This window comes from Aeromonas sp. ASNIH1 (genome assembly GCF_002934285.1).
Lineage (GTDB): Bacteria > Pseudomonadota > Gammaproteobacteria > Enterobacterales > Aeromonadaceae > Aeromonas > Aeromonas caviae.
Map to the genome: position 1 here is coordinate 1893749 of NZ_CP026228.1, position 24875 is coordinate 1918623.

At 64.6% G+C, this 24875-nt stretch carries 21 protein-coding genes; 10 read left to right on the forward strand and 11 right to left on the reverse strand.

Going from position 1 to position 24875, the window contains the following annotated elements; all coding sequences use genetic code 11:
• The first annotated feature begins 85 nt into the window (after positions 1–85).
• Entirely contained in the window at positions 86–403 is a 318-nt protein-coding gene (locus C2U37_RS09175) for a YnjH family protein (protein WP_104452151.1), read from the forward strand.
• An 818-nt stretch (positions 404–1221) separates the two neighbouring features.
• Here C2U37_RS09175 and C2U37_RS09180 read toward each other — a convergent pair.
• The gene (locus C2U37_RS09180) at positions 1222–2670 is read right to left on the reverse strand and encodes a catalase (RefSeq protein ID WP_104452152.1); all 1449 of its coding nucleotides are present in this window, start codon (positions 2668–2670) and stop codon (positions 1222–1224) included.
• 152 nt (positions 2671–2822) lie between these two features.
• Here C2U37_RS09180 and C2U37_RS09185 point away from each other — a divergent pair, with 152 nt between their 5' ends.
• Positions 2823–3311, forward strand: coding sequence for a GNAT family N-acetyltransferase (locus C2U37_RS09185; protein WP_010675925.1), 489 nt, complete (start codon positions 2823–2825; stop codon positions 3309–3311).
• A complete protein-coding gene (locus tag C2U37_RS09190; RefSeq protein ID WP_104452153.1) occupies positions 3308–4165 on the forward strand; it encodes an AraC family transcriptional regulator in 858 nt (285 codons plus the stop codon). The genes C2U37_RS09185 and C2U37_RS09190 overlap by 4 nt, the downstream gene beginning before the upstream one ends.
• Before the next feature lie 69 nt (positions 4166–4234).
• Here C2U37_RS09190 and C2U37_RS09195 read toward each other — a convergent pair whose 3' ends face one another.
• Entirely contained in the window at positions 4235–5134 is a 900-nt protein-coding gene (locus C2U37_RS09195; protein WP_104452154.1) for a DMT family transporter, read from the reverse strand.
• Positions 5135–5243: 109 nt separating this feature from the next.
• Positions 5244–5684 carry a DUF2214 family protein gene (locus C2U37_RS09200; protein WP_039040139.1) on the reverse strand — a complete coding sequence of 147 codons (441 nt, stop codon included), beginning with the start codon at positions 5682–5684 and terminating at the stop codon, positions 5244–5246.
• Between the two features lie 110 nt (positions 5685–5794).
• On the opposite strand from C2U37_RS09200, the gene C2U37_RS09205 reads away from it, so the two are divergent.
• Positions 5795–7399 carry a sensor domain-containing diguanylate cyclase gene (locus C2U37_RS09205; protein ID WP_104452155.1) on the forward strand — a complete coding sequence of 535 codons (1605 nt, stop codon included), beginning with the start codon at positions 5795–5797 and terminating at the stop codon, positions 7397–7399.
• A 23-nt stretch (positions 7400–7422) separates the two neighbouring features.
• On the opposite strand, the gene C2U37_RS09210 is transcribed toward C2U37_RS09205, so the two are convergent.
• The 6 genes from C2U37_RS09210 to C2U37_RS09235 form a co-directional block, all read right to left on the reverse strand.
• Complete coding sequence (locus C2U37_RS09210) at positions 7423–8082, reverse strand: HAD family hydrolase (protein WP_104452156.1); 660 nt, start codon at positions 8080–8082, stop codon at positions 7423–7425.
• 65 nt (positions 8083–8147) lie between these two features.
• A complete protein-coding gene (locus C2U37_RS09215) occupies positions 8148–9155 on the reverse strand; it encodes an ABC transporter ATP-binding protein (protein ID WP_104452157.1) in 1008 nt (335 codons plus the stop codon).
• A 6-nt stretch (positions 9156–9161) separates the two neighbouring features.
• Positions 9162–9938 (reverse strand): ABC transporter permease, encoded by a 777-nt coding sequence (locus tag C2U37_RS09220; RefSeq protein ID WP_039040132.1) that lies wholly within the window; start codon positions 9936–9938, stop codon positions 9162–9164.
• On the reverse strand, positions 9931–10827 hold the full coding sequence (locus C2U37_RS09225; protein ID WP_104452158.1) for an ABC transporter permease: 897 nt from the start codon (positions 10825–10827) through the stop codon (positions 9931–9933). Before C2U37_RS09225 ends, C2U37_RS09220 begins: the two co-directional genes overlap by 8 nt.
• Positions 10827–11660: an alkaline phosphatase family protein gene (locus tag C2U37_RS09230; protein WP_104452159.1), complete on the reverse strand. Its 834-nt coding sequence runs from the start codon at positions 11658–11660 to the stop codon at positions 10827–10829. The genes C2U37_RS09225 and C2U37_RS09230 overlap by 1 nt, the downstream gene beginning before the upstream one ends.
• 10 nt (positions 11661–11670) lie before the next feature.
• Positions 11671–12717 carry an ABC transporter substrate-binding protein gene (locus C2U37_RS09235; protein WP_010675915.1) on the reverse strand — a complete coding sequence of 349 codons (1047 nt, stop codon included), beginning with the start codon at positions 12715–12717 and terminating at the stop codon, positions 11671–11673.
• A gap of 183 nt (positions 12718–12900) precedes the next feature.
• Here C2U37_RS09235 and C2U37_RS09240 point away from each other — a divergent pair, with 183 nt between their 5' ends.
• A complete protein-coding gene (locus tag C2U37_RS09240; RefSeq protein WP_182956431.1) occupies positions 12901–13713 on the forward strand; it encodes a UTRA domain-containing protein in 813 nt (270 codons plus the stop codon).
• A gap of 48 nt (positions 13714–13761) precedes the next feature.
• On the opposite strand, the gene C2U37_RS09245 is transcribed toward C2U37_RS09240, so the two are convergent.
• Positions 13762–14526, reverse strand: coding sequence for a helix-turn-helix domain-containing protein (locus C2U37_RS09245; protein WP_010675913.1), 765 nt, complete (start codon positions 14524–14526; stop codon positions 13762–13764).
• Between the two features lie 443 nt (positions 14527–14969).
• Positions 14970–15884 (reverse strand): LysR family transcriptional regulator, encoded by a 915-nt coding sequence (locus tag C2U37_RS09250; RefSeq protein WP_104452160.1) that lies wholly within the window; start codon positions 15882–15884, stop codon positions 14970–14972.
• 257 nt (positions 15885–16141) lie between these two features.
• On the opposite strand from C2U37_RS09250, the gene C2U37_RS09255 reads away from it, so the two are divergent.
• The 5 genes from C2U37_RS09255 (at position 16142) to recB (ending at position 24870) form a co-directional block, all read left to right on the forward strand.
• On the forward strand, positions 16142–16474 hold the full coding sequence (locus tag C2U37_RS09255; RefSeq protein WP_010675911.1) for a hypothetical protein: 333 nt from the start codon (positions 16142–16144) through the stop codon (positions 16472–16474).
• A 30-nt stretch (positions 16475–16504) separates the two neighbouring features.
• Complete coding sequence (locus C2U37_RS09260) at positions 16505–17191, forward strand: pirin family protein (protein WP_104453210.1); 687 nt, start codon at positions 16505–16507, stop codon at positions 17189–17191.
• An 83-nt stretch (positions 17192–17274) separates the two neighbouring features.
• Positions 17275–17667 (forward strand): DoxX family protein, encoded by a 393-nt coding sequence (locus tag C2U37_RS09265; RefSeq protein ID WP_010675909.1) that lies wholly within the window; start codon positions 17275–17277, stop codon positions 17665–17667.
• A 232-nt stretch (positions 17668–17899) separates the two neighbouring features.
• On the forward strand, positions 17900–21256 hold the full coding sequence (gene recC / locus C2U37_RS09270; protein ID WP_104452161.1) for an exodeoxyribonuclease V subunit gamma: 3357 nt from the start codon (positions 17900–17902) through the stop codon (positions 21254–21256).
• Positions 21256–24870 carry an exodeoxyribonuclease V subunit beta gene (recB, locus tag C2U37_RS09275; RefSeq protein ID WP_104452162.1) on the forward strand — a complete coding sequence of 1205 codons (3615 nt, stop codon included), beginning with the start codon at positions 21256–21258 and terminating at the stop codon, positions 24868–24870. The genes recC and recB overlap by 1 nt, the downstream gene beginning before the upstream one ends.
• Positions 24871–24875: the final 5 nt, after the last annotated feature.

The window sequence follows — 24875 nt, forward strand, 5'->3', positions numbered from 1 at the left end:
ATGCCAGATGAGCCGACATTTATTGGTCAAGTCGAGGGCTCTGCTGGTCGCTTTACACTTTCACTCCCCCGTGACAGGAATTCCCATGATCCGTTGTGCAGGTTGTCTGCTGGCCCTTGGCTGGCTCTTCCCCGCGTTGGCCGCCCCGGCGTCCAACACCCTCAGCCACTCGGTGGGCACCGAGCTGGTGCTGCCCCTTGGTTCGCTGCCCGAGCGGGTGTGCTGGTATCAGGATCAGAAATACTCCCAGGGGGCCCGTATCCAGCAGGGGGGGCTCTGGCTGGAGTGCGCGCCGCAACAGGCGATGGAGACCAATGGTCCCCTGATCTGGCGAGAGGTGACGACGCCGTCACAGAGTGGTGAACTGGAGGGCAACCAGCGGACGATCCGGGTGGGCCAGTGAGCCTTTTCTTGATCCAGCTACAGACACGGGCGTGATCTCTATCGCATAATGCGGCTCTTTCTTCTCTTGACTGGGATCTAAGCAATGGCTCGTCGCTCTTCCAATGCACAACGTCGTCGCAGTAGCTGGTGGTACAAACGCTTGTTGGCAAGGGAGCGGGAAGAGCGCGAAGCGCGTTCCGTCCGGGATTGATACCGCATTGAACAACGGAGCCTCGGGCTCCGTTTTTATTGGTGACTAAACGTGCATTACCGCAGGCAGGTTTATTACCACAGGTGGATAATGGTGCCGCTCTGCCAATGCACAACGTCGTTGCCGCCGTGAGCTGGCGGTACCAACCCTTGTTGGCAAGGGAGCGGGAAGCACGCGAGGGCGCTGCGTCCGGGATGGATACGGCATTGAAAAACGGAGCCTCGGGCTCCGTTTTTATGGGTGACTAAAAGTGCATTACCGCAGACAGGTTTATTACCACAGGTGGATAATGATGCCGTTCTGCCAGTGCACAACGTCGTTGCCGTCGTGAGCTGGCGGTACCAACCCTTGTTGGCAAGGGAGGGAAGCGCGCGAGGGCGCTGCGTCCGGGATGGATACCGCATTGAAAAACGGAGCCTCGGGCTGCGTTTTTATTGGTGAATATAAGTGCATTACCGCAGGCAGATTTATTACCACAGGTGGATAATGGTGCCGTTCTGCCAGTGCACAACGTCGTTGCCGTCGTGAGCTGGCGGTACAACCCCTTCATTCAGCAAAGACCGTCATGCGAGAACGGGGGCCATCGGGCCCCCGTTTTGCATTTGCAGAGGTTGGCTGCCTGCGACTCAGCGTTGCAGGGCGGCCAGGGCCAGCTCGACCCGCTTGGCGTACTCGGGGTCGGCCTGCTCGAAGTGCCTGAGCTGGGCCGCGACGATGGCGTCATCCTCCACATTGATGATGGAGCGGGCCAGGTTGGCGGCGAGGCGGGCACGCTGCCCCTCGTCCATCAGGCGGAAGAGATCCCCCGGCTGGCTGTAGTAGTCGCTGTCGTAGTCACGAAAATCGTAGTGCAGGGCAGCCCCTTCCAGACTCAGGGCCGGTTCGTGCTGCTCGCTCGGCTGCTGGGTGCCGAAGCGGTTCGGTTGGTAGTTGGGGCTGGCGCCACCGTTGCTGTCCGCCCGCATGGCGCCGTCGCGGTGGGCACCGTGGTGGAACGGGCAGCGCGGGGCGTTGACCGGCAGCAGGCCGTGGTTGACGCCGAGGCGGTAGCGCTGGGTGTCACCGTAGGAGAACAGGCGACCCTGCAACATGCGATCCGGCGAGAAGCCGATGCCGGGCACCACGTTGGCCGGGGTGAAGGCGGCCTGCTCCACGTGGGCGAAGTAGTTGTCCGGGTTCTGGTTGAGCTCCAGCACGCCCACCGGGATGAGCGGGTAGTCCTTGTGGGGCCACACCTTGGTGAGATCGAACGGGTGGATCTTGTAGGTCTGGGCTTCGGCCTCCGGCATCACCTGCACATAGACCTTCCAGCGCGGGAAGTCGCCCCGCTCGATGGCGTTGAACAGATCGGCCTGACTGGTCTCTCTGTCCTGACCGACGGCGGTGGCGGCCTCTTCATCGGTGTAGAAGCGGTGGCCTTGCTCGGTCTTGAAGTGGAACTTGACCCAGAAGCGCTCGTTGGCCGAGTTGATGAAGCTGAAGGTGTGGCTGCCGTAGCCGTTCATCTCCCGCAGGCTCCTGGGAATGCCGCGATCGCTGAAGAGGATGGTGACCTGATGCAGGGATTCCGGGTGGCGTGACCAGAAGTCCCAGGCGGCGGTGGCGCTGCGCAGGTTGGTGCGGGGATCCCGCTTCTGGGTGTGGATGAAGTCGGGGAATTTCAGGGGATCGCGAATGAAGAACACCGGGGTGTTGTTGCCCACCAGATCCCAGTTGCCCTGCTCGGTGTAGAACTTGAGGGCGAAGCCGCGCACGTCGCGCTCGGCGTCGGCGGCCCCCTTCTCGCCGGCCACGGTGGAGAAGCGCAGGAACACCGGGGTCTGCTTGCCGACGGCGTTGAACAGGTCGGCCTTGCTGAAGGCGCTGATATCGTGGGTCACGGTGAAGGTGCCGTAGGCGCCCGAGCCTTTGGCGTGCACCACCCGCTCGGGAATGCGCTCGCGGTCGAAGTGGGCGAGTTTCTCCATCAACCAGATGTCTTGCATCAGGACGGGGCCGCGGGGGCCGGCGGTGAGGCTGTTGTTGTTGTCGACGACGGGGGCGCCGTTGGCGCTGCGCAGGGTCTTGTCGGTCATGGCGGGTCTCCTTGTGATGAGTCGCCAGACTAGGGGAAGTGGGGGAGCGGCTCCAATGGAGTGTGCCTAACCCTTTGATTGGTTTCGCTGATGGGGGTGGAAACAGACGCCAGCCTTGCGGCAAGATGGGATTCAGCCAATCAGGAGGTCTCATGTCCATCACCATTCGCCGCGCCGGGCCGGAAGATGCCGCCGCCCTGCGGGATCTTCACGCCATGCCCCATGCTCAGGCGGGCACCCTGCAACTTCCCTTCCCCTCCCTGCAGCAGTGGGAGCAGAAGCTGACCCCGCGGGATGGCATCTACAGCCTGCTGGCGGAGTGGGAGGGGGAGGTGGCGGGTGCGCTGGTTCTGATGGTGGAGCCGGCCCCCCGTCGCCGCCACGTGGCGAGCATCGGCATGGCGGTACACGATGACTGGGCCGGTCGCGGGGTGGGCACTGCCCTGATGCAGGCTGCGCTGGATCTGGCGGACAACTGGCTCGGCTTGACGCGGGTGGAGCTGACGGTCTGGGCCGACAATCAGGCGGCCCTGGCCCTCTATCGCAAGGCGGGCTTCGTGGAGGAGGGCGTAGCCCGGGATTACGGCCTGCGTCATGGGGTGCTGGTGGATGCCCTCTACATGGCCAGGGTGCGCCGATGATCGACTATCGCGAGCGCCTGACGCCGGTGCTGCGGGCACTGGAGCAGGATCCGGATCTCTCCATCGAGGCGCTGGCGAGTCGCGCCTGCCTCTCCCTCTACCACTTCCACCGAGTGTTCACCGCAGTGGCGGGCGAAGCCCCCGGCGAGATGTGCCGCCGCCTGCGGATGCAGCGGGCGGCCTGGCAGCTCTGCTACACCGATGCCAGCGTCACCGCCATCGCTCTGGGGGCGGGGCTTGGCAGCTCCCAGGCTTTCGCCAAGGCGTTTCGCCGTCACTATGGTTGCACCCCGGGGGCGTTTCGCCGCGACAAGGGCAAGAACGGACACCTGGATCGCAAGGAAGGACACGCATGGCAAGGGGCACTCCCTTATGCTGAAGGCCACTCATCAGCAAGGAGCAACACCATGAACACCGTCGAGATGGACGCCCGCACCCTGGCCTATATCCGCGTGACCGGCCCCTATGGCGAAGGGTATGACGCCGTCTGCCATCGCCTTCACCAGTGGGCCGCGCCCCGTGGCCTGGAAGGGGGAGAGTGGATCTTCATCTACCACGACAACCCCGAGGTGACGCCGCCGGCCCAGTGCCGCACCGACATCGGCATCAGCGTACCGGTGGGCACCCTGGGGGCGGGGGAGGTGGAAATTCAGCTCATCCCCGCCGGGCGCTACGCCCAGTCCCGCTATCTCATCACGGATCGCAGCCAGTACGGGGAGCGCTGGCAGGAGCACATCGGCGATATCGTCGCGGCTGGGCTCGCCTTTGGGGACGGCCCCTGCTTCGAGCTCTATCACAGCGTGAGCAATGACCCGCTGCGGGATGACGTGAGCTTCTGCTCCAGCGTGCGCTAGGCAGGCGGCAATAAAACGAGGCGCCCAAGGGCGCCTCGTTTTATTTGGGGTCAATGACCACCGCAGATATCAGGGCTGGCTGGGCACCTTGTTGCGGCGGGACTTCCACCACCAGCGCAGGCGGATCTGGGAGATGAGCATCCCCGCCAGCATCAGGGCGCAGCCGACCACGGCCCGTTCGTCCAGATGTTCCCCCAGCAGCAGGACACCGCCGATGGCGGCGAACACCGTCTCCAGGCTGAGGATGATGGCGGCGTGGGCCGGATGGGCACCGCGCTGCCCCACCACCTGCAGGGTATAGCCGATGCCGACCGAGACCAGACCGGCGTAGAGCAGCGCCTGCCAGCCCGCCACGGCACCACTCGCCGTCGGGGTCTCGATGACGAAGGCCGTGGCCAGGCTGAGCAGGCCGCACACCACGAACTGCACCCCGGCAAGGCGAATGGGGGCGACCCGGTTCGAGTAGTGATCCAGCACCAGCAGATGCACGGCCCAGAACAGGGCCCCGATCACTTGCAGCAGATCGCCGTAGCCAATGGTGAACTCCTCGGTGATGCTGAGGTAGTAGAGCCCGGCCATGGCGATGAGGGCGCCAATCCAGGTGTTGGCCCCGGTCTTGTGGCGCAGGGCCAGACCGATGACGGGGACCAGGATGATGTAGAGACCGGTGATGAAGCCCGCCTTGGCGGCCGTGGTGTAGAGCAGTCCCACCTGTTGCAGGGAGGCGGCGGAGAAGAGCACGGTGCCGGCGATGAGACCCCCGGTCAGCAGCAGGCGGTGATCACCGGCAGGCTGGGGCGGCTGGCGTGACTTGAGCCACCACAAGAGCGGCAGCAGGGAGAGGGCGCCCAGCAGGAAGCGCAGGCCGTTGAAGGTGAAGGGCCCCATGTGATCCATCCCCAGACGCTGGGCGACGAAGCCCAGCCCCCAGATGGCGGCGGCCATCAATAACATCATGTTTGAACGCATACGGAATCATCCCTGAGAAAGAGTCTCGGCGGCACTCGGGCCCCGCCATTACGATACCTGCGAGAAGGGGCGTTTGTCGTCAGCCATTTGTTGCCGGGCGAGGGCAGGATCAGCGGCTGGCCAGCTTGGCGAGCAGGGGCAGCAGGGCGAGCAGCAGCAGGTTGCCCCTAAGGATCCAGATCACCCAGAACTGCTGCTGGGTGGAGACAAGGGGAGCCCGTCCCTGGCGCAAGGATCGGCGCCAGTGGTGGAACAGCCGGCTGGGATAGCCAAAGCTGATGGCCATGGCGAAGAACATCAGCAGCTTGGTGCGGTAACCCGGATTGGCAAGCAGGATGGCCGGTGGCTGGGGATGGGCGACCACCAGCAGCACGCCCGTGATGAAGATGAGCAGCAGGGCCAGGGCGGCCAGGCTGTCAGCCAGCAGCAGCTTGCGCACCTGCTCGATGGACATGCCGCGCCGGAACAGGAAATACTCCGAGGTGATGGCACCGGTCAGGGTGATCACGGCGCAGTAATGGAGGGCAGTCAGCAGTTCCGGTTTCAACATCCAGGCCAGTTCCTTCTCGTTGGCCACCCGATGCGCTTCCCTTTGGACGCCATCAGGTGGGGCTGATATTCTGACACTACACGATGTCAGGGGATAGCATGGAGTCAGGGTTGGATAAGCGAGCAGTCTCCAAAAAGACCTGGTCCCTGGTGGCACGGATGCGCCTGGGCCTGCTTCTGCTCTTCATTCCCGTCCTGATGCTGGGCGCCATCTACTACCTGCACATGGAGCGCAGCCTGCAGCGAGAGCTGCAACAGCGCCTGCTCGCCACCAATCACCAGTTGCGCCACGTCTTCATCGAGCCCTACCTGAACGAGATGGAGCGTCAGTTCTCCCTCATCTACGACCAGATCAAGGTGGAGGACATCAGCGGCCCCCGTCTGCGCAACACCGACTCCTATCTCAGGGAGTGGCGTCTCTACAAGGGGGTGATGGCGGATCTCATCTACATCTATGTGGGCACCGCCGAGCGCCAGATGCTGATCTACCCCGAATGGCAGGCGGATGCGGACTTCGATCCCAGGGTGCGCCCCTGGTATCAGCTGGCCAGCCAGCATGTGGGCAAGATGGTCTGGACCGAACCCTACTACGACTACACCAACGGCACGCTGGTGATCGCCCTGGCGCGGGCCATCACTGACAAGGAGGGCAAGGTGCGGGGGGTCTTCGCGGTGGATGCCATCCTGGCCCCCTTCTCCGCCCAGCTGAACCGGCAGTGGAACAGCGGTTACCAGATGATCGTCAACCAGTCGGGCAAGGTGCTGGCCCACCCCGATCCCTCACAACTGCTCAAGCCCATGATGCACCCGACCTGGCTCTCCCGCTTCAGCGGAGAGGACGGCATCTTCCTGGATCAGGCGTCTCGCCAGTTCGTGGCCTACAGCCGCCTGCCGGACCACAACTGGGTGCTGATCAGCGTGTTGCCCGCCTCCAGCATCCAGGCGGTGGTGGCGAGTGCCTCCCTCAACGTGCTCGGGATCATCGTGCTGGCCAGCGTGCTCTACATGGTGCTGGCACTGATCTGGTCCCGTTATTTCAGGCGGATGCTGGACGAGATCGCCACCGTGATCCGGGCCAGCCGGACCCAGCCTGACGAGGTGCACCAGGGGGGGATGCGCGAGCTCAGGCACGTCTATGCCGAGCTGGCGGAGGTGAGCAAGGATTATCACGAGGTGCGCCAGCAGGCGAACCTCGACAAGCTGACCGGCCTTTACAACCGGCGCTTCTTCGACGAGCGGTTGAATCGGCTGCTGCTCGATCAGGAGAGCTTCTGCCTGGCCATGATCGATCTGGACGGTTTCAAGCGGATCAATGACACCTATGGCCACCAGACCGGGGACGTGGTGCTAAAGCGGGTGGCCAGCTTTGGCGCCAAGCTGCTGGGGGATCATGGCTGGGTATGCCGCTATGGCGGGGAAGAGCTGGTGGTGCTGTTTGCCAATCCCGATATCCACTTCTGCCAGATGCTGCTGGAGCAGTACAGGATTGGGGTGGCCTCCCTGCACTGGCGTGAACCCGGTCTTGGGATCACCTTCAGCGGCGGCCTGGTGGCGAGTGCCTCCGGGCTTGGGGCCAGGAGCCTGCTGACCATGGTCGATGCCGAGGTCTATCGCGCCAAGGGTGACGGCAAGAATCGCATCTACATGGTGGATCCCCTGGCTCCCCGGGACGACTCGCCATCAGGGGATGGCATGTTGAGCAAAGAAGAGGCCTGAGGGCCTCTTCTTCATTGCGCGGATCAAGGGTGCAACTGCCAGGTCCAGAGGGGCCAGCCCAGCTCCTCGGCGCACTGGCGCAGGGCGGGGGCCGGATTGACCGCATGGGGATGGCTCACCGCCTGCAGCATGGGCAGATCGTTGTGGGAATCGCTGTAGCCGAAGCTCCCCTGCCAGAGGTGTTCCTTTCCGGCAAAGAGCTGGTTGATGCGGGCCACCTTGCCTTCGCGAAAACTCAGGGTGCCGCGGGTCTGGCCGGTCAGCATGCCGGCTTCCTCGTCGAGCAGGATGGCCACGCAGTGATCCATCCCCAGCATCTGCGCCATGGGGGCCACCAGATGCTCGCCGGAGGCGGAGATGAGCACCAGCTCGTCGCCACGCTGGCGGTGCCACTCGATGCGGGCCAGCCCCTCGGGGTAGAGGCGCTCCCGCAGCACCTGTTCGGCAAAGCGGGTGCAGAGGGAGTCGAGCCACTGGCGCGTCCTGCCTGCCAGCGGTTGCAGGGTGAAGGCCATGTACTGGTGCATGTCCATCTTGCCCTGGTGGTAGAGGGACATCATGGCCTGCTCCTCGGCCACCATGCCCGCCGGGGCCAGCTCCTGGGCCACCATGTACTCCAGCCAGAGGCTGGCGGAATCCCCCGCTATCAGGGTCTCGTCCAGATCAAACAGTGCCAGGGCCATGGCTGCTCCTCGGGTTGGCTGCCAGCATCGGGGAACTGGCTGAAAAATGAATGGGATTCATGGCGTTATGCTACCTCACAGAGTTGATCCCGGGCCACCACCAGGGTCACGGCGCTGCCTACCGGCAGCAGATCACCGGCACGGCGGTTGAGGCAATCCACCGTCAACAGCCCTGCCTCGCACTCCACCTGATAGCGGATGACGTTGCCGAGCAGCTGCTGCTGGCGAACGATGCCGGGCAGGCTGGGCTCGTGGCTGGTCGCCCCGGCGGGCAGCAGGGTGATGGACTCCGGTCGCAGCGCCAGCTTGCCGCGAAAGCGCGGGCCGAACAGGGATTTGGCCTGCTCGCCATCCAGCAGGTTGTAGTTGCCGATAAAGCCCGCCACGAACTCGCTGGCGGGGCGGGTGTAGATCTGCTCCGGTGTGCCGCTCTGGACGATGGAGCCCTTGTTCATCAGGAAGATCCGATCCGACAGGGTCAGCGCCTCCTCCTGATCGTGGGTCACGAAGATGGTGGTGAGCTCGAGGCGCTGCTGGATCGCGCGGATCTGCTGGCGCAGGCTGCGGCGGATGCGGGCATCCAGCGCCGAGAGCGGCTCGTCCAGCAGCAGGATCCGCGGTTGCACCACCAGCGCCCGGGCCAGCGCCACTCGCTGGCGCTGGCCGCCGGAGAGTTCGCTCGGATAGCGGCGCTCGAAGCCGGTCAGCTCCACCAGCTCAAGCGCCTCTTGCACGCTGGCGGCGAGATCCCGCCCCGGCTGGGGCTTCATCTTGAGGCCGAAGGCGACGTTGTCCCACACCGTCATGTTGGGGAAGAGCGCATAGCTCTGGAACACCATGCCGATGCCCCGCTTCTGGGGTTCCTGCCAGGTGATGTCCTCACCGGCCACCCGCACCTGACCACCATCCACCGGGGTGAGCCCGGCCAGCGCCCGCAGCAGGGTGGATTTGCCGCAGCCGGAGGGGCCGAGCAGGGTCACCAGCTCCCCCTTGCGGATGCCGAATTCGATCCCCTCGAACACCTTGGTGTCGCCGTAGGATTTGTGCAGTTGATTCACTTCTAGATGGAACATGTTGATTCACCGATGAAATCTGTTGGCCGCCCAGGTGAGCAGCAGGGTCAGCAGGAAGTAGCTCATCACCAGGGCGCTGGTGAAGTGGCCCGAGGTGGCGCGCATGTTGTAGAGGTAGACCTGCAGGGTCTCGTAACGGGTGCCCACCAGCATGTTGGCAAACACGAACTCCCCGAGCAGGAAGGAGAGGGAGAGAAACAGCGCCGCCAGCAGCCCCTTGCGCAGGCAGGGGATCACCACCAGCAGGAAGGCGCGGGCGCTGCTGGCCCCCAGCAGATGGGCGGCATCCATCAGATCCTTGAGCGGCACCCCTTGCAGGCTGTTGGCCAGCGCCCGGTACATGAAGGGGAGCACCACGGTGAACCAGGTGCCGATCAGGATCCACGGCGTGCCGATAATGGGCAGGACGCCGTCGGCGTAGATCTGCAGCAGCCCCACCGAAGAGACCACGGGCGGCACCGCGAAGGGGAGCAGGATCAAGAGGTTCATCCAGGGATCCAGCCTGGGGAAGTAGTAGGCCACCACCAGTACGGTGGGCACCAGCACCAGGGTGCCCAGCAACAGGGTGGCGAAGCAGACCAGGAGGCTGCGGCCAAAGGCCGCCAGAAAGCGCGGGTCGCCCCAGAGCTTGAGATACCAGTCGAGGGTGAAGCCATCCGGCAGCAGGGTCGCCCCCCAGCGAGTGGAGATGGAGTAGAGAAAGGTGGCCAGCAGCGGCAGCAACAGGGTGGCGACCAGCGCCCCCAGCACCCATCTGGGCCAGCGCGGCGTCAAATCATGCATGGGATTGCCCCTTGTTCACATAGCTCTTTTTCAGCAACCACTGGTTGGCGGCTGTCACCACCCCCAGCAGCACCATCAGGATCACCGCCAGCGCCGCCGCGAGATTCGGCTCGAGGAAGATGTCGCCGGAGACCAGACTGGCCACCCGGATGGTCACCAGGTTGAAGTTGCCGGTGGTGAGGGCGTAGGCGGAGGCATAAGCCCCCACTGCGTTGGCAAACAGGATGATCAGGGTGCCGAGCAAGGCGGGCGTCAGCACCGGCAGCGCCACGTGCCACACATACTGGCCCTTGCTGGCGCCAAGCAGGGCGGCGGCCTGGGGCCACTCATCCTGCAGGGCGTCGAACGCCGGGTAGAGCAGCAGCAGGGCAAGCGGGATCTGGAAGTAGGTGTAAATCAGGATAAGACCGCTGCCCGAATAGAGGTTGAAGCCGTCGATGAGGCCCCAGGATTTGAGCAGCAGGGTCACCGCGCCATTGATGCCGAGCACGATGATGAAGGCGAACGCCAGCGGCACGCCGCTGAAGTTGCCGGTCATGGTGACGAAGGCCAGCAGCACCCGCTTGACCCGCTCGCCGCTGTGGCGCAGCGCCGCCGCCCCGAGGGTGCCGATGGCGAGCCCCGCCAGGCTGGCGATGCCGGCAATGCGCAACGAGTTGCCGAAGGATTGCAGGTAGAAGGGGGAGCTCAAAATCTCCCGGTAGTGGTCGAGACCCCAGCCATCAGGGGTCTGGACGCTGCCCACCAGCACCCACACCATGGGGGCGAGCTGGAACAGGATCATCAAGAGGACAAAGGGCAGCAGCACCAGCACGGGCAGCCAGTGGCGGCGCACCCGGCGTGGCTTCACCTGTTGATCCGCGAGGATCTCGGTGGTGGCAGGCATCATCAGTGCACCTCGCGCATAAAGGCCGCCTTGAGCAGCGGGGGGGCTGCCGGCTTGTCGTGGGGAACCCCCAGCAGATCTGCCATCAGGGCGCAGAGCTGGGTCTGGGCGATCACTACCCCATCCGGCCAGCGCTCGACGAACGCATCGCCAAAGAGCCAGAGCGGCACGGTGCGCTCCTCGGCCAGGGTGCCGCCATGGCTGAGATCGTTGTTCATGCCGTGATCCGAGGTGATCATCACCTGATACCCCTCTGCCAGCCACTGGGGCAGCAGCTCGGCCAGCAGGCTGTCCATGCGGCGCGCCTGATTGCGGTACTGGCGGGAATCGAGACCGAACTGGTGGCCCGCATCGTCCACCCCCATGGGGTGGATCAGCAGAAAATCGGGGTCGTACTGGCTGCGCAGCCACTCGCCGTCCATCAGCAGGTGGCTGTCGGGGTAGGCGTCATCCCAGTAGAAGCAGCCGTGCTGGATGGGCAGTTGCTCGTCATGGGTGAAGCGATCGCGGGCCGCCAGCCAGGGGCTCTGGTTGTAGAGCTCGCTCACCCAGTGGTAGGCCGCCGCTGCGGTGCGTTTACCCGCGGCGCGGGCCAGATGGAAGATGGAGTCATGCAGACTGAGACGACTCACCCCGTTGTGGGTGATCCCGCTCGCCACCGGCGGCACGCCGGTCAGGATGCACTCGTAGAGAGGGCGGGAGAGGGAGGGCAGGGCGGCACTCAGGGTCGTATGCAGGCCGCGTTCTGCCTCCACCATGCCACAGAGGTAGCCCATGCAATGGGCTACCTCTGCTGCCAGGCCATCCACAAGTACCACTATCACCTTGTGTTGCACTGGCCACTCCTTACTGCATGTTGATCATGACGGTTTCCTGCCACTGGCGCGGCAGGGCCTTGGAGCTCTGCTCCCAGGCGGCGTGATCCTGCACCGGCTTGGCATTGGCATACTGCTCGGCCGGCAGCAGCTTGGCTTTCACGTCATCCGGCAGGGTCACGTTGCTGCGGATGGGGCGGGCGTAGCCACGGGCCAGGTTGATTTGACCGGCATCGGAGAGGATGTATTCCCGGGCCAGCTTGGCGGCGTTGGGGTTCTTGGCCCACTTGTTGATGATGGTGGTGTAGCCGGCGATGACGGAGCCGTCGCTCGGGATCACCACATCAAACTTCTTGGGGTCGATCTGGTCGCGGTAGTTGAGGGCGTTGAAGTCCCACAGCACCCCCACTTCCACTTCGCCTTTCTCGATGTTGGCGATGGTCGGGTCGTTCAGCGACAGACGGCCCTGCTTGGCCAGCTTGCCGAACAGATCCAGGGCGGGTTTCAGATTCTTCTCGCTGCCGCCGGTGGCATAGGCCGCCGCCAGCACGCCGTTGTTGGCCTGGGAGGCGACGCCCACGTCACCCAGGGTCACCTTGTAGTCGCCACCCAGCAGGGATTGCCAGCTGGTGGGGGCGGCCTTGACCAGATCCTTGTTGATCAGGAAGGCGATGGTGCCGGTATAGGCCAGCATCCAGTGGCCGTCCGCATCCTTGGCCCAGTTCGGAATGTCGGCCCAGGTGGAGGGCTTGTAGGGCTGGGTGACCCCCTGCTTGACCGCGACCGGGCCGAAGGCACCGCCCACGTCGCCGATGTCGGCGGTGGCATTGGCCTTCTCGGCGGCGAACTTGGCGATCTCCTGGGCGGAGCTCATGTCGGTATCCTGATGCTTGATGCCGTAGATGCTGCCGAGCTGCTGCCAGGTATCCTTCCAGTTGGCCCAGCTGTCCGGCATGCCGACGCTCTGGAGCTGGCCCTCACCGCGGGCGGCTTTTTCGAGATCCGCGATGTTCTCGGCGGCAAACAGCGGTTGACTGATGGCCACCAGGGCCAGTGCACTTGCGATCACGCTTTTCATCATCCCATCCCTCTGGACTAGGTCAGTTAAGGTTCGAGAGGGATGCTAGAGGGGAATTATGACGGTGGCGGGGCGCTTTGATGGCAGTTTCGTGACAATCGCCCTGTCATGGCGCTGTCATCAGGGGCGGTTACAACTCGGGGTCGACAACCTCTGGTCTACTCCAGTGGTGTGCAAACCCGAATGACCGACAGGGATGTGACAGTGACAGAGCGATTGAGTGAACAGGGGATGACTGATGGCCGCATACCCTCCAAGTGCGAACAGATTTGCCGGACCCTGCGCCGCTATATCGGCAGCGGACACCTGGCGGCGGGGCAGCAGCTGCCCGCCGAACGGGCCCTGAGCGAGCGATTCGCCACCACCCGCATCACCATCAAGGAGGCACTCTCCAGCCTCGAGGCGGACGGCCTCATCTACCGGGCCGAGCGGCGTGGCTGGTTCGTGGCGCCGCCTCGCCTCACCTACGATCCCGCCATCCACACCCACTTTCACCAGTGGATTGGCGAGCAGCAGCGCACCGCCGAGACCCGGGTGCTGGCCCATGGCAACCAGCTTGCCAGCAGCGAGTTGTGCCGCTGGATGGGTCTGGAACCCTTTACGCCGCTCTACGAGATCCGCCGCCAGCGGCTGATCGACGGTCGCCCCGTGCTCCACGTCAGCCATCACCTGCTGGCGAGCCGCTTCCCCGGCATCGCCAGCGCTCCCCTGGCCAGCTCCCTCACCGAGCTCTACCGGCAGCGCTATGACATAGGCCAGGGCTGGGCGAGCCTCGAGATCACCCCGTCGGCGGCCCGGGGAGAGATAGCCCGCGCCCTCAACCTGGCCCAGGGGAGTGCCGTGCTGCGGTTGGTGCGGGTCAATCATGACGAGGAAGGGAAGCTGGTGGATTGCGACATCGAGCACTGGCGACCGGACGCCATCCGCATCTGCCTGGATACCCGGGCACTGCAACCGCTCGCCACCGGTGCGCGGCAGGTGCAACTGGCAGAGTAGCGGCGTTCTGGCGCGCTGACATGGCGGATCCCGCAGGATCCACCGGGATCAGTTGTCGATGTTGGGGATCAGATCGTCGAAGCTCTGGTAGCCGCAGTCGGCCAGTTGCAGCGACATGGTGTAGGTCTTGCTGCCCTCCCGCTGGCCGATGGCGGGGCGGTTGAGCTTGAGCTCCTGATGCCAGTACTCCTTCATGCGATCGATCAGCGCCATGGCCTCGCTCTCCCCCAGATGGAGCTGGCACAGCGCCATGTAGTTGTTGGGCCTGTGCATGTTCTCCACCAGATAGTCCCCCAGCACCGACATGGCCTGGCGCGCCTGCTGGCGGGCGAAACGGCTGTGCTGCTCGAAGCTGATGCGCTCGCTGATGAGGAAGTGGTAGCTGTTGTCGATGCCAAGCTGCAGGATGCCGAGTTTCTCCAGCTTGCGCAGATAGAGGTAGCAGGAGGCATCGGTCAGGCCGTACTCCCGCTTGAGATCGATGAGGGTCTTGTCGCGCCAGAAGATGTTGGCGAGAAAGGCATAGAGCCCCGGCTCCTTGTGAAACGCCTCATCCTGCTCCTGGGTAAAGACGGCCCGGCGGCTCTGGGCATCCTGGGTCCGGTCCAGCAGCTCTTCGAAGGAGAGTCCCACCAGATGGCAGATCTCCAGCAGGGTGTCGAACGGCAGGGAGGGCTTGTTCATCATGCGCTTCACGGTGGCGATGGAAACTCCCATGGCTTCTGCCAGGGTCTGATAGCGGATCCCCTTGTCGGTCAGGGTTTTCTTCAGGGTGTCGAGGATGTGATTGGCCAGTGTCTGGCTGTAGGTCATGCAACTATTCCTTTATCTGCATTTTTAGTCGTGTCAGAAATTGAGTGGTTTGTCTGTATCGGGCTCAAATTTTGACACCTAGAAAAACCAGAGGAGGGTAACCCGGTGATAATGGCGGAAATGGCCTGACCAGTTGTGGTGCAAGGTGGCAGAAAGTGACACTCGGTGGTGCATATCCTTCAACCTTTCAACATTTTGCTGGTGATGCATATTACATCGCACATAATTCAACACGAATCGGATTCAATACCTTCCTGGTTGAGAAAACGATTGTTTGCTTCCAATTTAAGGGTTTTTTTAACCGCAAGGTTTTATTCTTTCCTGGCATTGAGCGGAACTCGCAAGAGGTCCGCTTTTTTTCTTTTCTCCGAATCTGAGCCCGTCGTCAAGAATGGGGCGCAGTTTTGGTACTTCCTGCGCCACCGACCCCGGAAGGCAGTCCTTTATTCCCCCTGATCGGCAAACAGCTTGGGGATCTCCCGCACCAGCCAGCTCTTGGCCTTGCCCATGGTGTCTCGCCGCCAGGCCAGCACGACCTGGATCTGGTGGCGATATTCGGGACTGATCACCTTGAGTCTGCCTGCCTTGATGTCCTCTTCAATCCAGCGCTGCGGCATGGTGCCGATGCCGAGCCCCGCCAGCAGGGCGTCCCGCTTCTCCCCCATGGTGCTGACGGTCAGGCGCGGCTGCTTGTCGAGCAGGCGGTAGGTGAGCACCGGCTTGCGCAGTGCCGTGTCGGCCACCGCGATGGCGCGATAGCGGCGCAGGGTCTCGTCCGCCAGGGGCTCGGGTTCCTGATGCAGGGGGTGATCGGGGTGGGCGACGTAGAGCATCACCTCCTCCCTGAGCACCTGGTGCTTGATGCCGGTCATGGCGATATCGGCATTGAGGGAGGAGATGAGCAGGTCGGCGCGGCCATCTTCCAGGCACTCCCAACTGCCCGCCAGCACCTCGGCGCGAAACCTCAGCCGGGTATCGGTCTGTTCGGCCAGCCGATCCACCAGGGGGTAGAGAGCCTGTACCGGCATCAAGGCATCGACGGCGATGGTGATGTCGGTCTCCCAGCCACGGGAGAGGGCCCGGGTCTCCCCCACCAGGTGCTCGGCCGCCTCCAGCAGCACCCGGCCCCGCTCCAGCAGCATGCGGCCCGCCGGGGTGAACTTGGTCCTGTGGCCGCTGCGGTCGAACAGCATGGCGTCCAGCTCGTCTTCCAGCTTTTGTACCGTGTAGCTCAGCGCCGAAGGCACCTTGCCCAGCTCGTCGGCCGCCGCCGCGAAGCTGCCACGACGGTCGATGGCGTCCAGCACCCGGATCGCCTCCAGGGTCAGCGCCCGCTCCTTGTTCGATTCCTTGGCCATATCCAACCTTCAATTTTTTTGAATGTGTTTACCAGATTATCTCGCTAACAACTTAGGGGAAGTCACTTTAATATTCAATCAACGCTTAGGCAGGAACGCCTGGCAGCCAAATAAAAGGTAGTTCCGGGCTGAGACATCCCCAAACACGATGTCTGATGTCAGCAAAAGAACAACATAGTATTTGAATGATCTCTTGCATGGATGCATTGATTCGGGCCCAAGGGGCCTTGGCAATGACATAAAACCCAAGAGAGTGAATGAACATGAAAAACGCAATCAAGATGCTGGCCGTTGCAGGCCTGATGACCGCAGGTGCCGCCCAGGCTTCCGTTCCCGCTGACTTCAATGCCGCCCCGGGCGTGCTGTTCGTCAACTGGAGCGCCACCGCCGCGATGGACGGCAAGGCCAACCCCATGCTGGAGGTGCGCGACGAGTCCGGTGATCTGCTGGCTTCCGTCCACGCCAACCTGATGGGCACCCAGCAGGTCGCCATCCCGAGCCGTACCCAGGGCAAGCTGACGGTGAGCCTGGGCAACGAAAGCAGCAGCTACCGCATCCCCTTCGGTCTGGGTGACGGTCGCCAGCGTTAATGAACCAACTTGGTCAGTGAGGAGCACACCATGATGAAATTGAGAGCCGCAGAAGCACGGGGCAAGGCCAACTTTGGCTGGCTGGATGCCCGTCACAGCTTCTCCTTCGGTCACTACTATGACCCGGAATGGATGGGACACTCTGCCCTGCGGGTCATCAATCAGGATCGGGTGGCGCCGGGTGGCGGTTTCGCGACCCACCCTCACGCCAACATGGAGATCCTCACCTGCGTGCTGCAAGGCACCATAGAGCACAAGGACAGCCTCGGCCACGCCGAGCAGATCCCGGCGGGGGATTTCCAGCTGATGAGCGCAGGGTCCGGCATCCGGCACAGCGAGTACAACCCCTCGCAGACCGAGCCGCTCTCCCTGCTGCAAATCTGGATCGAGCCGAATGAACACGGCACGACCCCGGGTTATCAGCAGAAGAAGATTGAAAACAAGCCCGGGATGACGCTGGTGGCGTCACCGGACGGCGAGGCGGGATCCTTCAGGATCCGCCAGCAGGCCAGAGTGTGGCGTCTGCAGCTCGCAGAAGGGGAGACCCTGGAGTGGGCACTGCAAGGGCGTCATGGTTACCTGCACATGATTTCAGGGGAGCTGACCGGCAACGGTCTGGCTGCCCGACCCGGCGACGGGCTGCTCAGCCGCGACGAGTCGAGCTGGGTGCTCACCGCCTCCAAGGGGAGTGAAGCCCTGCTGTTTGACCTGCCTTGATAGAAAAATCTTGGCGAAATGAATGAGTTAACAATTAGCTTTTACACTGTAAATACCATGATGGTAAGCAAAGGAATATGACGATGGACAAGATGAAAGATGTGGCACTGCTGGTGGGTCGTGTACTGCTGGCGCTGATGTTCGTGATGGCTGGCTGGGGCAAGATCGGCGGTTACGCCGGTACCCAGGGTTACATGGAAGCCATGGGCGTGCCCGGGTTCATGCTGCCCCTGGTGATCCTGCTGGAGCTGGGTGGCGGTCTTGCCATCATGCTGGGCCTGTTTACCCGCAGCCTCTCCGTGCTGCTGGCCGGTTTCACCCTGATGGCCGCCTTCATCTTCCACTATCAGCCTGCCGAGCAGATGCAGATGCTGATGTTCATGAAGAACGTCTCCGTGGCCGGTGGTTTCCTGGCCCTGGCGGCGGCCGGTGCAGGGGCTTTCAGCCTGGATGCCCGCCTCGGCAAGCACTGGTAATACCCTGACGTTTCAAGTTTTCCAACGCCTTTTGGCCGGTGCCCTGCACCGGCTTTTTTGTGCCCGCTTCCCGGGGATGCCATCTGTGTGACGGCGCGCAGTCCGGACGCCACAAGTGCCTTTTGCATCTTATCCCCCGATCCCCGACAATCCCGATTCGCGTGCCGTGACGGGAATGCCAGAGAGTGTCCCCCCGCGCACCCCCTCTTCATGAAATTGGCGGGAGTCGTCCATGTTTACCCTCTACCACTCCAATCAGCTGGATCTGCTCAAGGAGCTGCTGGTGAGCCGCATCCGGCAGGCTCCGCTCTCCCACCCCTTCGATCGGGAGCAGATCCTGGTGCAGAGTCCCGGCATGGCCCAGTGGCTCAAGCTGGAGCTGGCCAAGGCGTTCGGCATCGCCGCCAACATCGACTTTCCCCTGCCCGCGAGTTTCATCTGGGAGATGTTCACCCGGGTGCTGGCAGACGTGCCCCGCCAGAGCCCCTACAACAAGGGGGCCATGAGCTGGCACCTGATGACCATTCTGCCCACCCTGCTCGGCAGACCCGCCTTTGCGCCCCTCGCGGCCTATCTGGGGGGCAGTGACGGGGCGGCGCCGGAGCAGGTGCGGCTCTGGCAGCTCTGCCAGAAGGTGGCGGATCTGTTCGACCAGTATCTGGTCTACCGGCCGGACTGGATCGCCCGCTGGGAAGAGGGGGAAGGATTGAGCCAGGAGCTGGCCGGAGTGAGCGGTCAGGATTGGCAGCCCGAGCTCTGGCGCGAGCTGGTGGCCCGCACCCTGGCCCTCAGCCCCAGCGGCTACCACCGCGCCAACCTCTACGAGGCCTTCATCCACGAGCTGGAGCGCACCCGGGAGCTGCCGGGCAGGCTGCCGCAACGGGTCTTCGTGTTCGGCATCTCGGCCCTGCCGCCCCGCTACGTGGAGGCCCTGCTGGCCCTCGGCAGCCGCCCCGAGGTGGAGGTGCACCTGTTTGTGACCAACCCCTGCCGCTACTACTGGGGGGACTTGCTCGATCGCAAGACCCTGGCGCGCCTCGAAAACAAGCTCAAGCCCGGCACGGATCTCGAGACCCTGCAGGGCCCCGCCAATCCCTTGCTCGCCTCCATGGGCAAGCTGGGGCGCGACTACCTGCACCAGCTGATGGAGCTGGAGGTGCCGCAGATCGAGGCCTTCGTCGACATCGAGGATCGCGACGATGAGGGCAAGGTCACCTTGCTGCGGGCCATCCAGAAAGACGTGCTGGAGCTGGCGGAACGGGGGGCCGGCGAGTTCAGTCTTGATGCCAGCCACCACAAGAGCCCTGTCAGCCTGGATGACGGCACTTTGCAGATCCACGCCTGCCACGGCCCCATGCGGGAGCTCGAGGTGCTGCATGACCGGCTGCTGGCCCTGTTCGAGCAGGATCCCACCCTCACCCCCAAAGACGTGGTGGTGATGATGCCGGACGTCAACAGCTACGGCCCCTACATCCAGGCCGTCTTTGGCAAGGAGGGTGGCAAGGGGCGGGGCGGGGCCCGCGGCCAGATCCCCTTTGCGATCTCCGATCGGGCGGCGAGCCAAGAGAGCCCGCTGCTGCAAAGTTTCCTCGCCCTGCTCAGGCTGCCGAACGCCCGCTTCGGGGCGGGGGAGCTGCTCGCCATCCTGGAGGTGCCCGCCGTGCTGCGCCGCTTCGAGCTGGACGACGACGAGTTCAACGTGCTGCGACGCTGGGTGCAGGAGACCGGCATCCGCTGGGGGCTGGATGACGACTATCCCGAGCGCTTCGCGCTGCCGCGTCTGTCCGGCAACAGTTGGCTGTTCGGCCTGAGGCGCATGCTGCTGGGCTTTGCCATGGGGGACGGGGAGCCGGTGGCGGGGATCCTGCCTTATGCGGACATCGAGGGGCAGCAGGGGCTGATCCTCGGCAAGCTCGCCTGGTTCGTCGACTCCCTGGCGGAGTTTCTGCCCCGGCTGCAACAGGCGCAGCCGCTGGCCGAGTGGCACGCCTGCCTGCTGGCGCTGCTGGAGCGCTTCTACCTCGCCGACGAGGATGAAGAGCGCCAGCTCCAGCTCATCCGCAGCCAGCTCACCGACTGGCAGGCCCAGCTCGGCGAGGCCCGCTTCGAGCAGGCCATCAGTGCCGACCTGTTGCAGGACTACCTCGGCAGCGTGCTGGGGGAGTCCCGCTCCAGCCAGCGCTTCCTCGCCGGTCAGGTCAACTTCTGCACCCTGATGCCGATGCGCTCCATTCCCTTCCGCCAGGTCTGCCTGCTCGGCATGAACGACGGCGTCTACCCGCGCACCCTGCCCCCCATGGGCTTCGATCTGATGGCGGTGGCCTCGCGGCGCGGGGACCGATCCCGCCGGGATGACGACCGCTACCTCTTCCTCGAGGCGCTCCTCAGTGCCCAGCAGGGGCTCTACATCAGCTATCAGGGGTTCAGCGCCCAGGACAACAGCGAGAAGGTGCCCTCCGTGCTGCTGGCGGAGCTCATCGACTACGTGCGCCAGGGCTTCGTGCTGGCGGGGGATGAAGATCTCGACGACGACACCTCGGGCCGGCGGCTGCTCGAACACCTGATCGTGGCGCACCCCCTCACCCCCTACAGCCCGGCCTACTTTTACCCCGAACCCGGCTCCGGTCTCTTCACCTATGCTGCCGACTGGCTGCCGGCCCTGAGCCCGGAGCGGGGTGCCGCCAACTTCCAGAGCGGCGATCTGCCCCTGCCCGCGGAGTGGGGCAGGGAGCAGGGGCTGGAGCTGGCGGAGCTGCTGCGCTTCTATCGCCAGCCAGCCAGGTACTTCCTCAACCGCCGCCTCAAGGTGTGGTTCGAGCTGGAGGAGGCGACCATCGAAGACAGCGAGCCCTTCGAGCTGGACGGCCTGCAGCACTATCAGCTCAAGGCGCTGCTGCTGGAAGCTCATCTGACCGAAGGGGAGAGCGAGGCCCGTCGCCACCGGCTGCAACTCTCCGGCCTGCTGCCGCAAGGGTGGTTCGGCAGCCTGCTGCTGGAGGAGATCGACGACGAGATGGGCAAGCTGGCGGCGCGGCTGCGCCCCTGGACGGGGGACAAACAGGCGGTGGAGATCGACATCGCTCTGGCCCAGGGGCAGCTTCAGGGCTGGATAGACACCCAGAAGGGACGAGCGCTGGTGGTCAAACCCGGCAGCTTCAACGGCAAGGATCTGCTGCTGGCCTGGATCCAGCACCTTTGCCTCTCATTGAGCAGCGCCCCCGGCGACACCCTGTTGTTCGATGCCAAACAGAGTCTGCGGCTGCCAAGGCTTGCGGCGGACGAGGCGCGGCCCAGGTTGGCGGCCCTGGTGGCCCTCTGGACCCAGGGGATGAAGCGGCCGCTGCCCTTCTTCCCGAGCACCGCCTGGGAGTGGCTCAAGGCGATCGAGAAGGATCCGGCAAAGCCGGAGGAGGCCGACAAGGCGGCGCTTGCCCGCTTCAACGGCGGCTACATGGTGACGGGAGAGGGGCAGGACGTCTATGTCGCCCGCTGCTTCCCGGAACTCGATGACGAGGTGCTGGCCCAGTTGCAGGGGCTGGCCCGTGAACACCTGACCCCGCTCCATCAGGCGCTGGAGGAGTTGCAATAATGGCTAACCCGCTCAATCCCCTGCGTTTTCCCCTCTATGGCGAGCGGCTGATCGAAGCCTCCGCCGGGACCGGCAAGACCTATACCATCGCGGGCCTCTATCTGCGCCTCTTGCTGGGCCACGGCCCGGTTATCGAACAAGCAGGCGAGGAGGGGGGAGACGCCGGTCAGCCCTGTGCCCACGAGCGGCCCCTGTCGGTGACCGAGATCCTGGTGGTGACCTTTACCGAGGCGGCCACCGCCGAACTGAGGGGGCGGATCCGCGCCCGCATCCACGAGGCGCGTCTCGCCTTTATGCGCAGCCAAAGCACGGACACCCTGCTGGCCCAACTGCTGGCGGAGGTGGAGGATCACGATCTGGCGGCCCGTCGCCTGCTGGCCGCCGAGCGGCAGATGGACGAGGCGGCGGTCTTCACCATCCACGGCTTCTGCCAGCGGATGCTCAGGCAGAACGCCTTCGAGTCGGGCGCCCTCTTTGAAACCGAATTTTTGACCGACGACAGCCGGCTCCGGCTGCAGGCGGTGAGTGACTACTGGCGCGCCGAGTTCTATCCGGTGGATCAGCCCCTGGCCCGGGCGGTGCGAAGGCTCTGGCCGAGCCCCGCCGCCCTGCTGCGGGAGATGGGGAGCTGGCTCGACAACGACGAGCTGGAGATCCGCCCGGTGGCGGGGGACGAGACCCTGGCGGTGCGGCACAGCGTCGCCATGGCCCGCATCGGGGCGGTGAAAGCCGGGTGGCTGGCGCAGACGGACGAGATCCGCCGCCAGACCGAGGGGCAGATCAGCCGTTACACCGGCAAGAACTACGAGGGCTGGCTTGCCAAGATTGGCGACTGGGCGCAGGACGAGGCCAGCGGCTACGTCCTCCCCAAGGAGCTGGAGCGCTTCGGCCAGCAGGCGCTGGAGGAGAACCTCAAGAAGGGGGGAACGGTGCCCACCCTGCCGCTCTTTGGCGAGATAGACGCCCTGCTGGCGAGCCGACCCGGCATCCGGGATCTCGTCTTGCAGCGGGCGGCCAGGGTGGTGCGCAGCCGGATGCAGGAGAGCAAGCGCCAGGCCCATCAGCTCTCCTTCGACGATCTGCTGCGGGATCTCGACGGGGCGCTCGGCTCGGGCCTGGGGGAGCGGCTGTGCGAGCGCATCCGCGCCACCTACCGGGTCGCCATGATCGATGAATTCCAGGATACCGACCCCCAGCAGTACCGCATCTTCCATCGCCTTTACGGCGGTCACCAGGACACGGCGCTCCTGATGATCGGCGACCCCAAGCAGGCCATCTACGGCTTTCGTGGCGCCGACATCTTCACCTACATCCAGGCGCGGCGAAATGTGAGCGCCCACTACACCCTCGGGCGCAACTGGCGCTCAAGCCGCGCCCTGGTGGCGGCGGTCAACGGCCTGTTCGAGCGGGCGAAGGATCCCTTCATCTACGAGGCGGACATCCCCTTCCTGCCGGTGGAGGCGCAGGGCAAGAGCCGGGCACTGCTGATCGAGGGGCAGACCGCCCCCGTGCTGCACTGCTGGCAGCTCACCGGTCAGCCCACCTTCAACAAGGGGGAGTACCAGAGCAGGATGGCCCGCGCCACGGCGGCGGAGATCCATCGCCTGCTCACGCTGGCCCGGGAGGGCAAGGCGATGCTCGGCAGCGAGCCGGTCAGGGCCGGGGATATCGCCGTGCTGGTGCGCACCGGCGCCGAGGGCAAGCTGGTGCAGCAGGAGCTGGCGCGCCTTGCCATCGCCTCCGTCTATCTGTCGAACCGCGAGAGCGTGCTGGCCCAGGTGGAGGCGCGGGAGATCCTGCTGATCCTGCATGCCTGCCAGAACCCGAGCGATGAGCGAAGCCTTAGGGCGGCGCTCGCCACCGGCCTGTTCGATCTCGATGCCAGGGCCCTGGACGCGCTGGCCTCGGACGAGCGGGCCTGGGAGAGCGCGGTGCAGGAGTTCATGGGATACCGCGCGGTCTGGCATCGCCACGGGGTGCTGGCCATGCTGCGGGCCCTGATGCACGGGCGCAACCTCGCCGCCTCCTTGCTGGCGAGCCCCTACGGGGAGCGGCGGCTGACCAACTTCCTCCATCTCGGCGAACTGCTGCAACAGGCGAGCGGCGAGCTGGACGGGGAGTACGCCCTGCTGCGCTGGCTCGGGGAGGCGGTGAGCCAGCCCAACGGCCAGGACGGGGAGCAGATACTTCGTCTGGAGTCCGAGCGCAAGCTGGTGCAGATCGTCACCATCCACAAATCCAAGGGGCTGGAGTACCCGCTGGTCTTCCTGCCGTTCATTTGCAGCCACCGCGCCGCCGACACCCCCCTGTTCCACGAAACGGGGGAGGCGGGCAATCGCACCGTGCTCGATCTCACCGGCGCCGAGGAGTCCCTGGCCGAGGCCGACAAGGAGCGCCTCGCCGAAGACTTGCGCCTGCTCTACGTGGCCCTGACCCGGGGGGTCTATGCCACCTGGCTCGGGCTGGCGCCGGTGCGCTCCGGGGCGGGCAAGTCGGAGAAGACCGACCTGCACCGCACCGCCATCGGCTACCTGCTGCAAAAGGGGGAGGAGGGGGACGCCGGGACACTGGCGACCGCCCTCACCAACCTGGCCCAGGCCCTGCCGGGGGTGGCCGTCGGTGAGCCCTCGCTCACCCGCCCGGCCCCGCTGCCCGCCGAGGCGGAGAAGCCGGGGGAGCCCACCGTGCGCACGTTCCAGGGGCAGCTTGAGCGGGACTGGTGGATCAGCTCCTACTCCGGGCTCGCGGCCCAGGGCAACGGCCACGGCAAGGGGGTGCTGGCCAACCCCGGCTTCGACGACGAGGTGGCCACCGAGGCTGCGGTCACCGTGCAGGAAGAGGAGGCGCCCGCCCCTTCCATCTTCACCTTCCCCAAGGGGGCGCGTCCCGGCACCCTGCTCCACAGCCTGTTCGAGACCATCGACTTCGAGCACGCGAAGGGCGAGTCGCTGGCACAGCACATCGCCGCCCTGCTGACCCAGGAGGGGTTCGACGAAGGCTGGGCCCCCGTGCTGCAACAGCAGGTGGAGGCGGTGCTGGATACCCCCCTTGAGACCGGCCTTGGGGATCCGGTGCGGCTGCGGGATCTGGCCCCCGAGCGCAAACAGGTGGAGCTGGAGTTCTTCCTGCCCATGGGGCGGGTGACGGCACCGGCGCTGACCGCACTCTGCCAGCAGCACGACCCCCTGTCGCGGGGCGGCAAGCCGCTCGGTTTTGCCACCGTGCAGGGGATGCTCAAGGGCTTCATCGACCTGGTGTTCGAGTGGCAGGGGCGCTGGTATCTGCTCGACTACAAATCGAACCACCTTGGCATGAGCCCCGCCGATTACGGCCGCCCGGCCCTGGAGCGGGCCATGGTGGAGCATCGCTACGATCTGCAATACCAGCTCTATTCGCTGGCCCTGCATCGGCTGCTCGCCTTGCGGCTGCCGGGCTACGATTTCGACCGGCATTTTGGCGGGGTCTTCTATCTCTTCCTGCGCGGCATGCCCCAGGGGGGCATTTTCCATGCCCGGCCCAGCCGGGAACTGGTGCTGGGGCTGGACGAGTTGTTTAGTAAAGGTGTGACGTCTGACGATCATCGTTTAGAAAAATCGAACAAGGCTGAGGCATGAGGGGC

Coding starts and splice junctions, on each gene's coding strand:
- C2U37_RS09175 (WP_104452151.1), top strand. CDS start 86: ATGATCCGTTGTGCAGGTTGTCTGCTGGCCCTTGGCTGGCTCTTCCCC.
- C2U37_RS09180 (WP_104452152.1), bottom strand. CDS start 2,670: ATGACCGACAAGACCCTGCGCAGCGCCAACGGCGCCCCCGTCGTCGAC.
- C2U37_RS09185 (WP_010675925.1), top strand. CDS start 2,823: ATGTCCATCACCATTCGCCGCGCCGGGCCGGAAGATGCCGCCGCCCTG.
- C2U37_RS09190 (WP_104452153.1), top strand. CDS start 3,308: ATGATCGACTATCGCGAGCGCCTGACGCCGGTGCTGCGGGCACTGGAG.
- C2U37_RS09195 (WP_104452154.1), bottom strand. CDS start 5,134: ATGCGTTCAAACATGATGTTATTGATGGCCGCCGCCATCTGGGGGCTG.
- C2U37_RS09200 (WP_039040139.1), bottom strand. CDS start 5,684: ATGTTGAAACCGGAACTGCTGACTGCCCTCCATTACTGCGCCGTGATC.
- C2U37_RS09210 (WP_104452156.1), bottom strand. CDS start 8,082: ATGGCCCTGGCACTGTTTGATCTGGACGAGACCCTGATAGCGGGGGAT.
- C2U37_RS09215 (WP_104452157.1), bottom strand. CDS start 9,155: ATGTTCCATCTAGAAGTGAATCAACTGCACAAATCCTACGGCGACACC.
- C2U37_RS09220 (WP_039040132.1), bottom strand. CDS start 9,938: ATGCATGATTTGACGCCGCGCTGGCCCAGATGGGTGCTGGGGGCGCTG.
- C2U37_RS09225 (WP_104452158.1), bottom strand. CDS start 10,827: ATGATGCCTGCCACCACCGAGATCCTCGCGGATCAACAGGTGAAGCCA.
- C2U37_RS09235 (WP_010675915.1), bottom strand. CDS start 12,717: ATGAAAAGCGTGATCGCAAGTGCACTGGCCCTGGTGGCCATCAGTCAA.
- C2U37_RS09240 (WP_182956431.1), top strand. CDS start 12,901: ATGACCGACAGGGATGTGACAGTGACAGAGCGATTGAGTGAACAGGGG.
- C2U37_RS09245 (WP_010675913.1), bottom strand. CDS start 14,526: ATGACCTACAGCCAGACACTGGCCAATCACATCCTCGACACCCTGAAG.
- C2U37_RS09250 (WP_104452160.1), bottom strand. CDS start 15,884: ATGGCCAAGGAATCGAACAAGGAGCGGGCGCTGACCCTGGAGGCGATC.
- C2U37_RS09255 (WP_010675911.1), top strand. CDS start 16,142: ATGAACATGAAAAACGCAATCAAGATGCTGGCCGTTGCAGGCCTGATG.
- C2U37_RS09260 (WP_104453210.1), top strand. CDS start 16,505: ATGATGAAATTGAGAGCCGCAGAAGCACGGGGCAAGGCCAACTTTGGC.
- C2U37_RS09265 (WP_010675909.1), top strand. CDS start 17,275: ATGGACAAGATGAAAGATGTGGCACTGCTGGTGGGTCGTGTACTGCTG.
- recC (WP_104452161.1), top strand. CDS start 17,900: ATGTTTACCCTCTACCACTCCAATCAGCTGGATCTGCTCAAGGAGCTG.
- recB (WP_104452162.1), top strand. CDS start 21,256: ATGGCTAACCCGCTCAATCCCCTGCGTTTTCCCCTCTATGGCGAGCGG.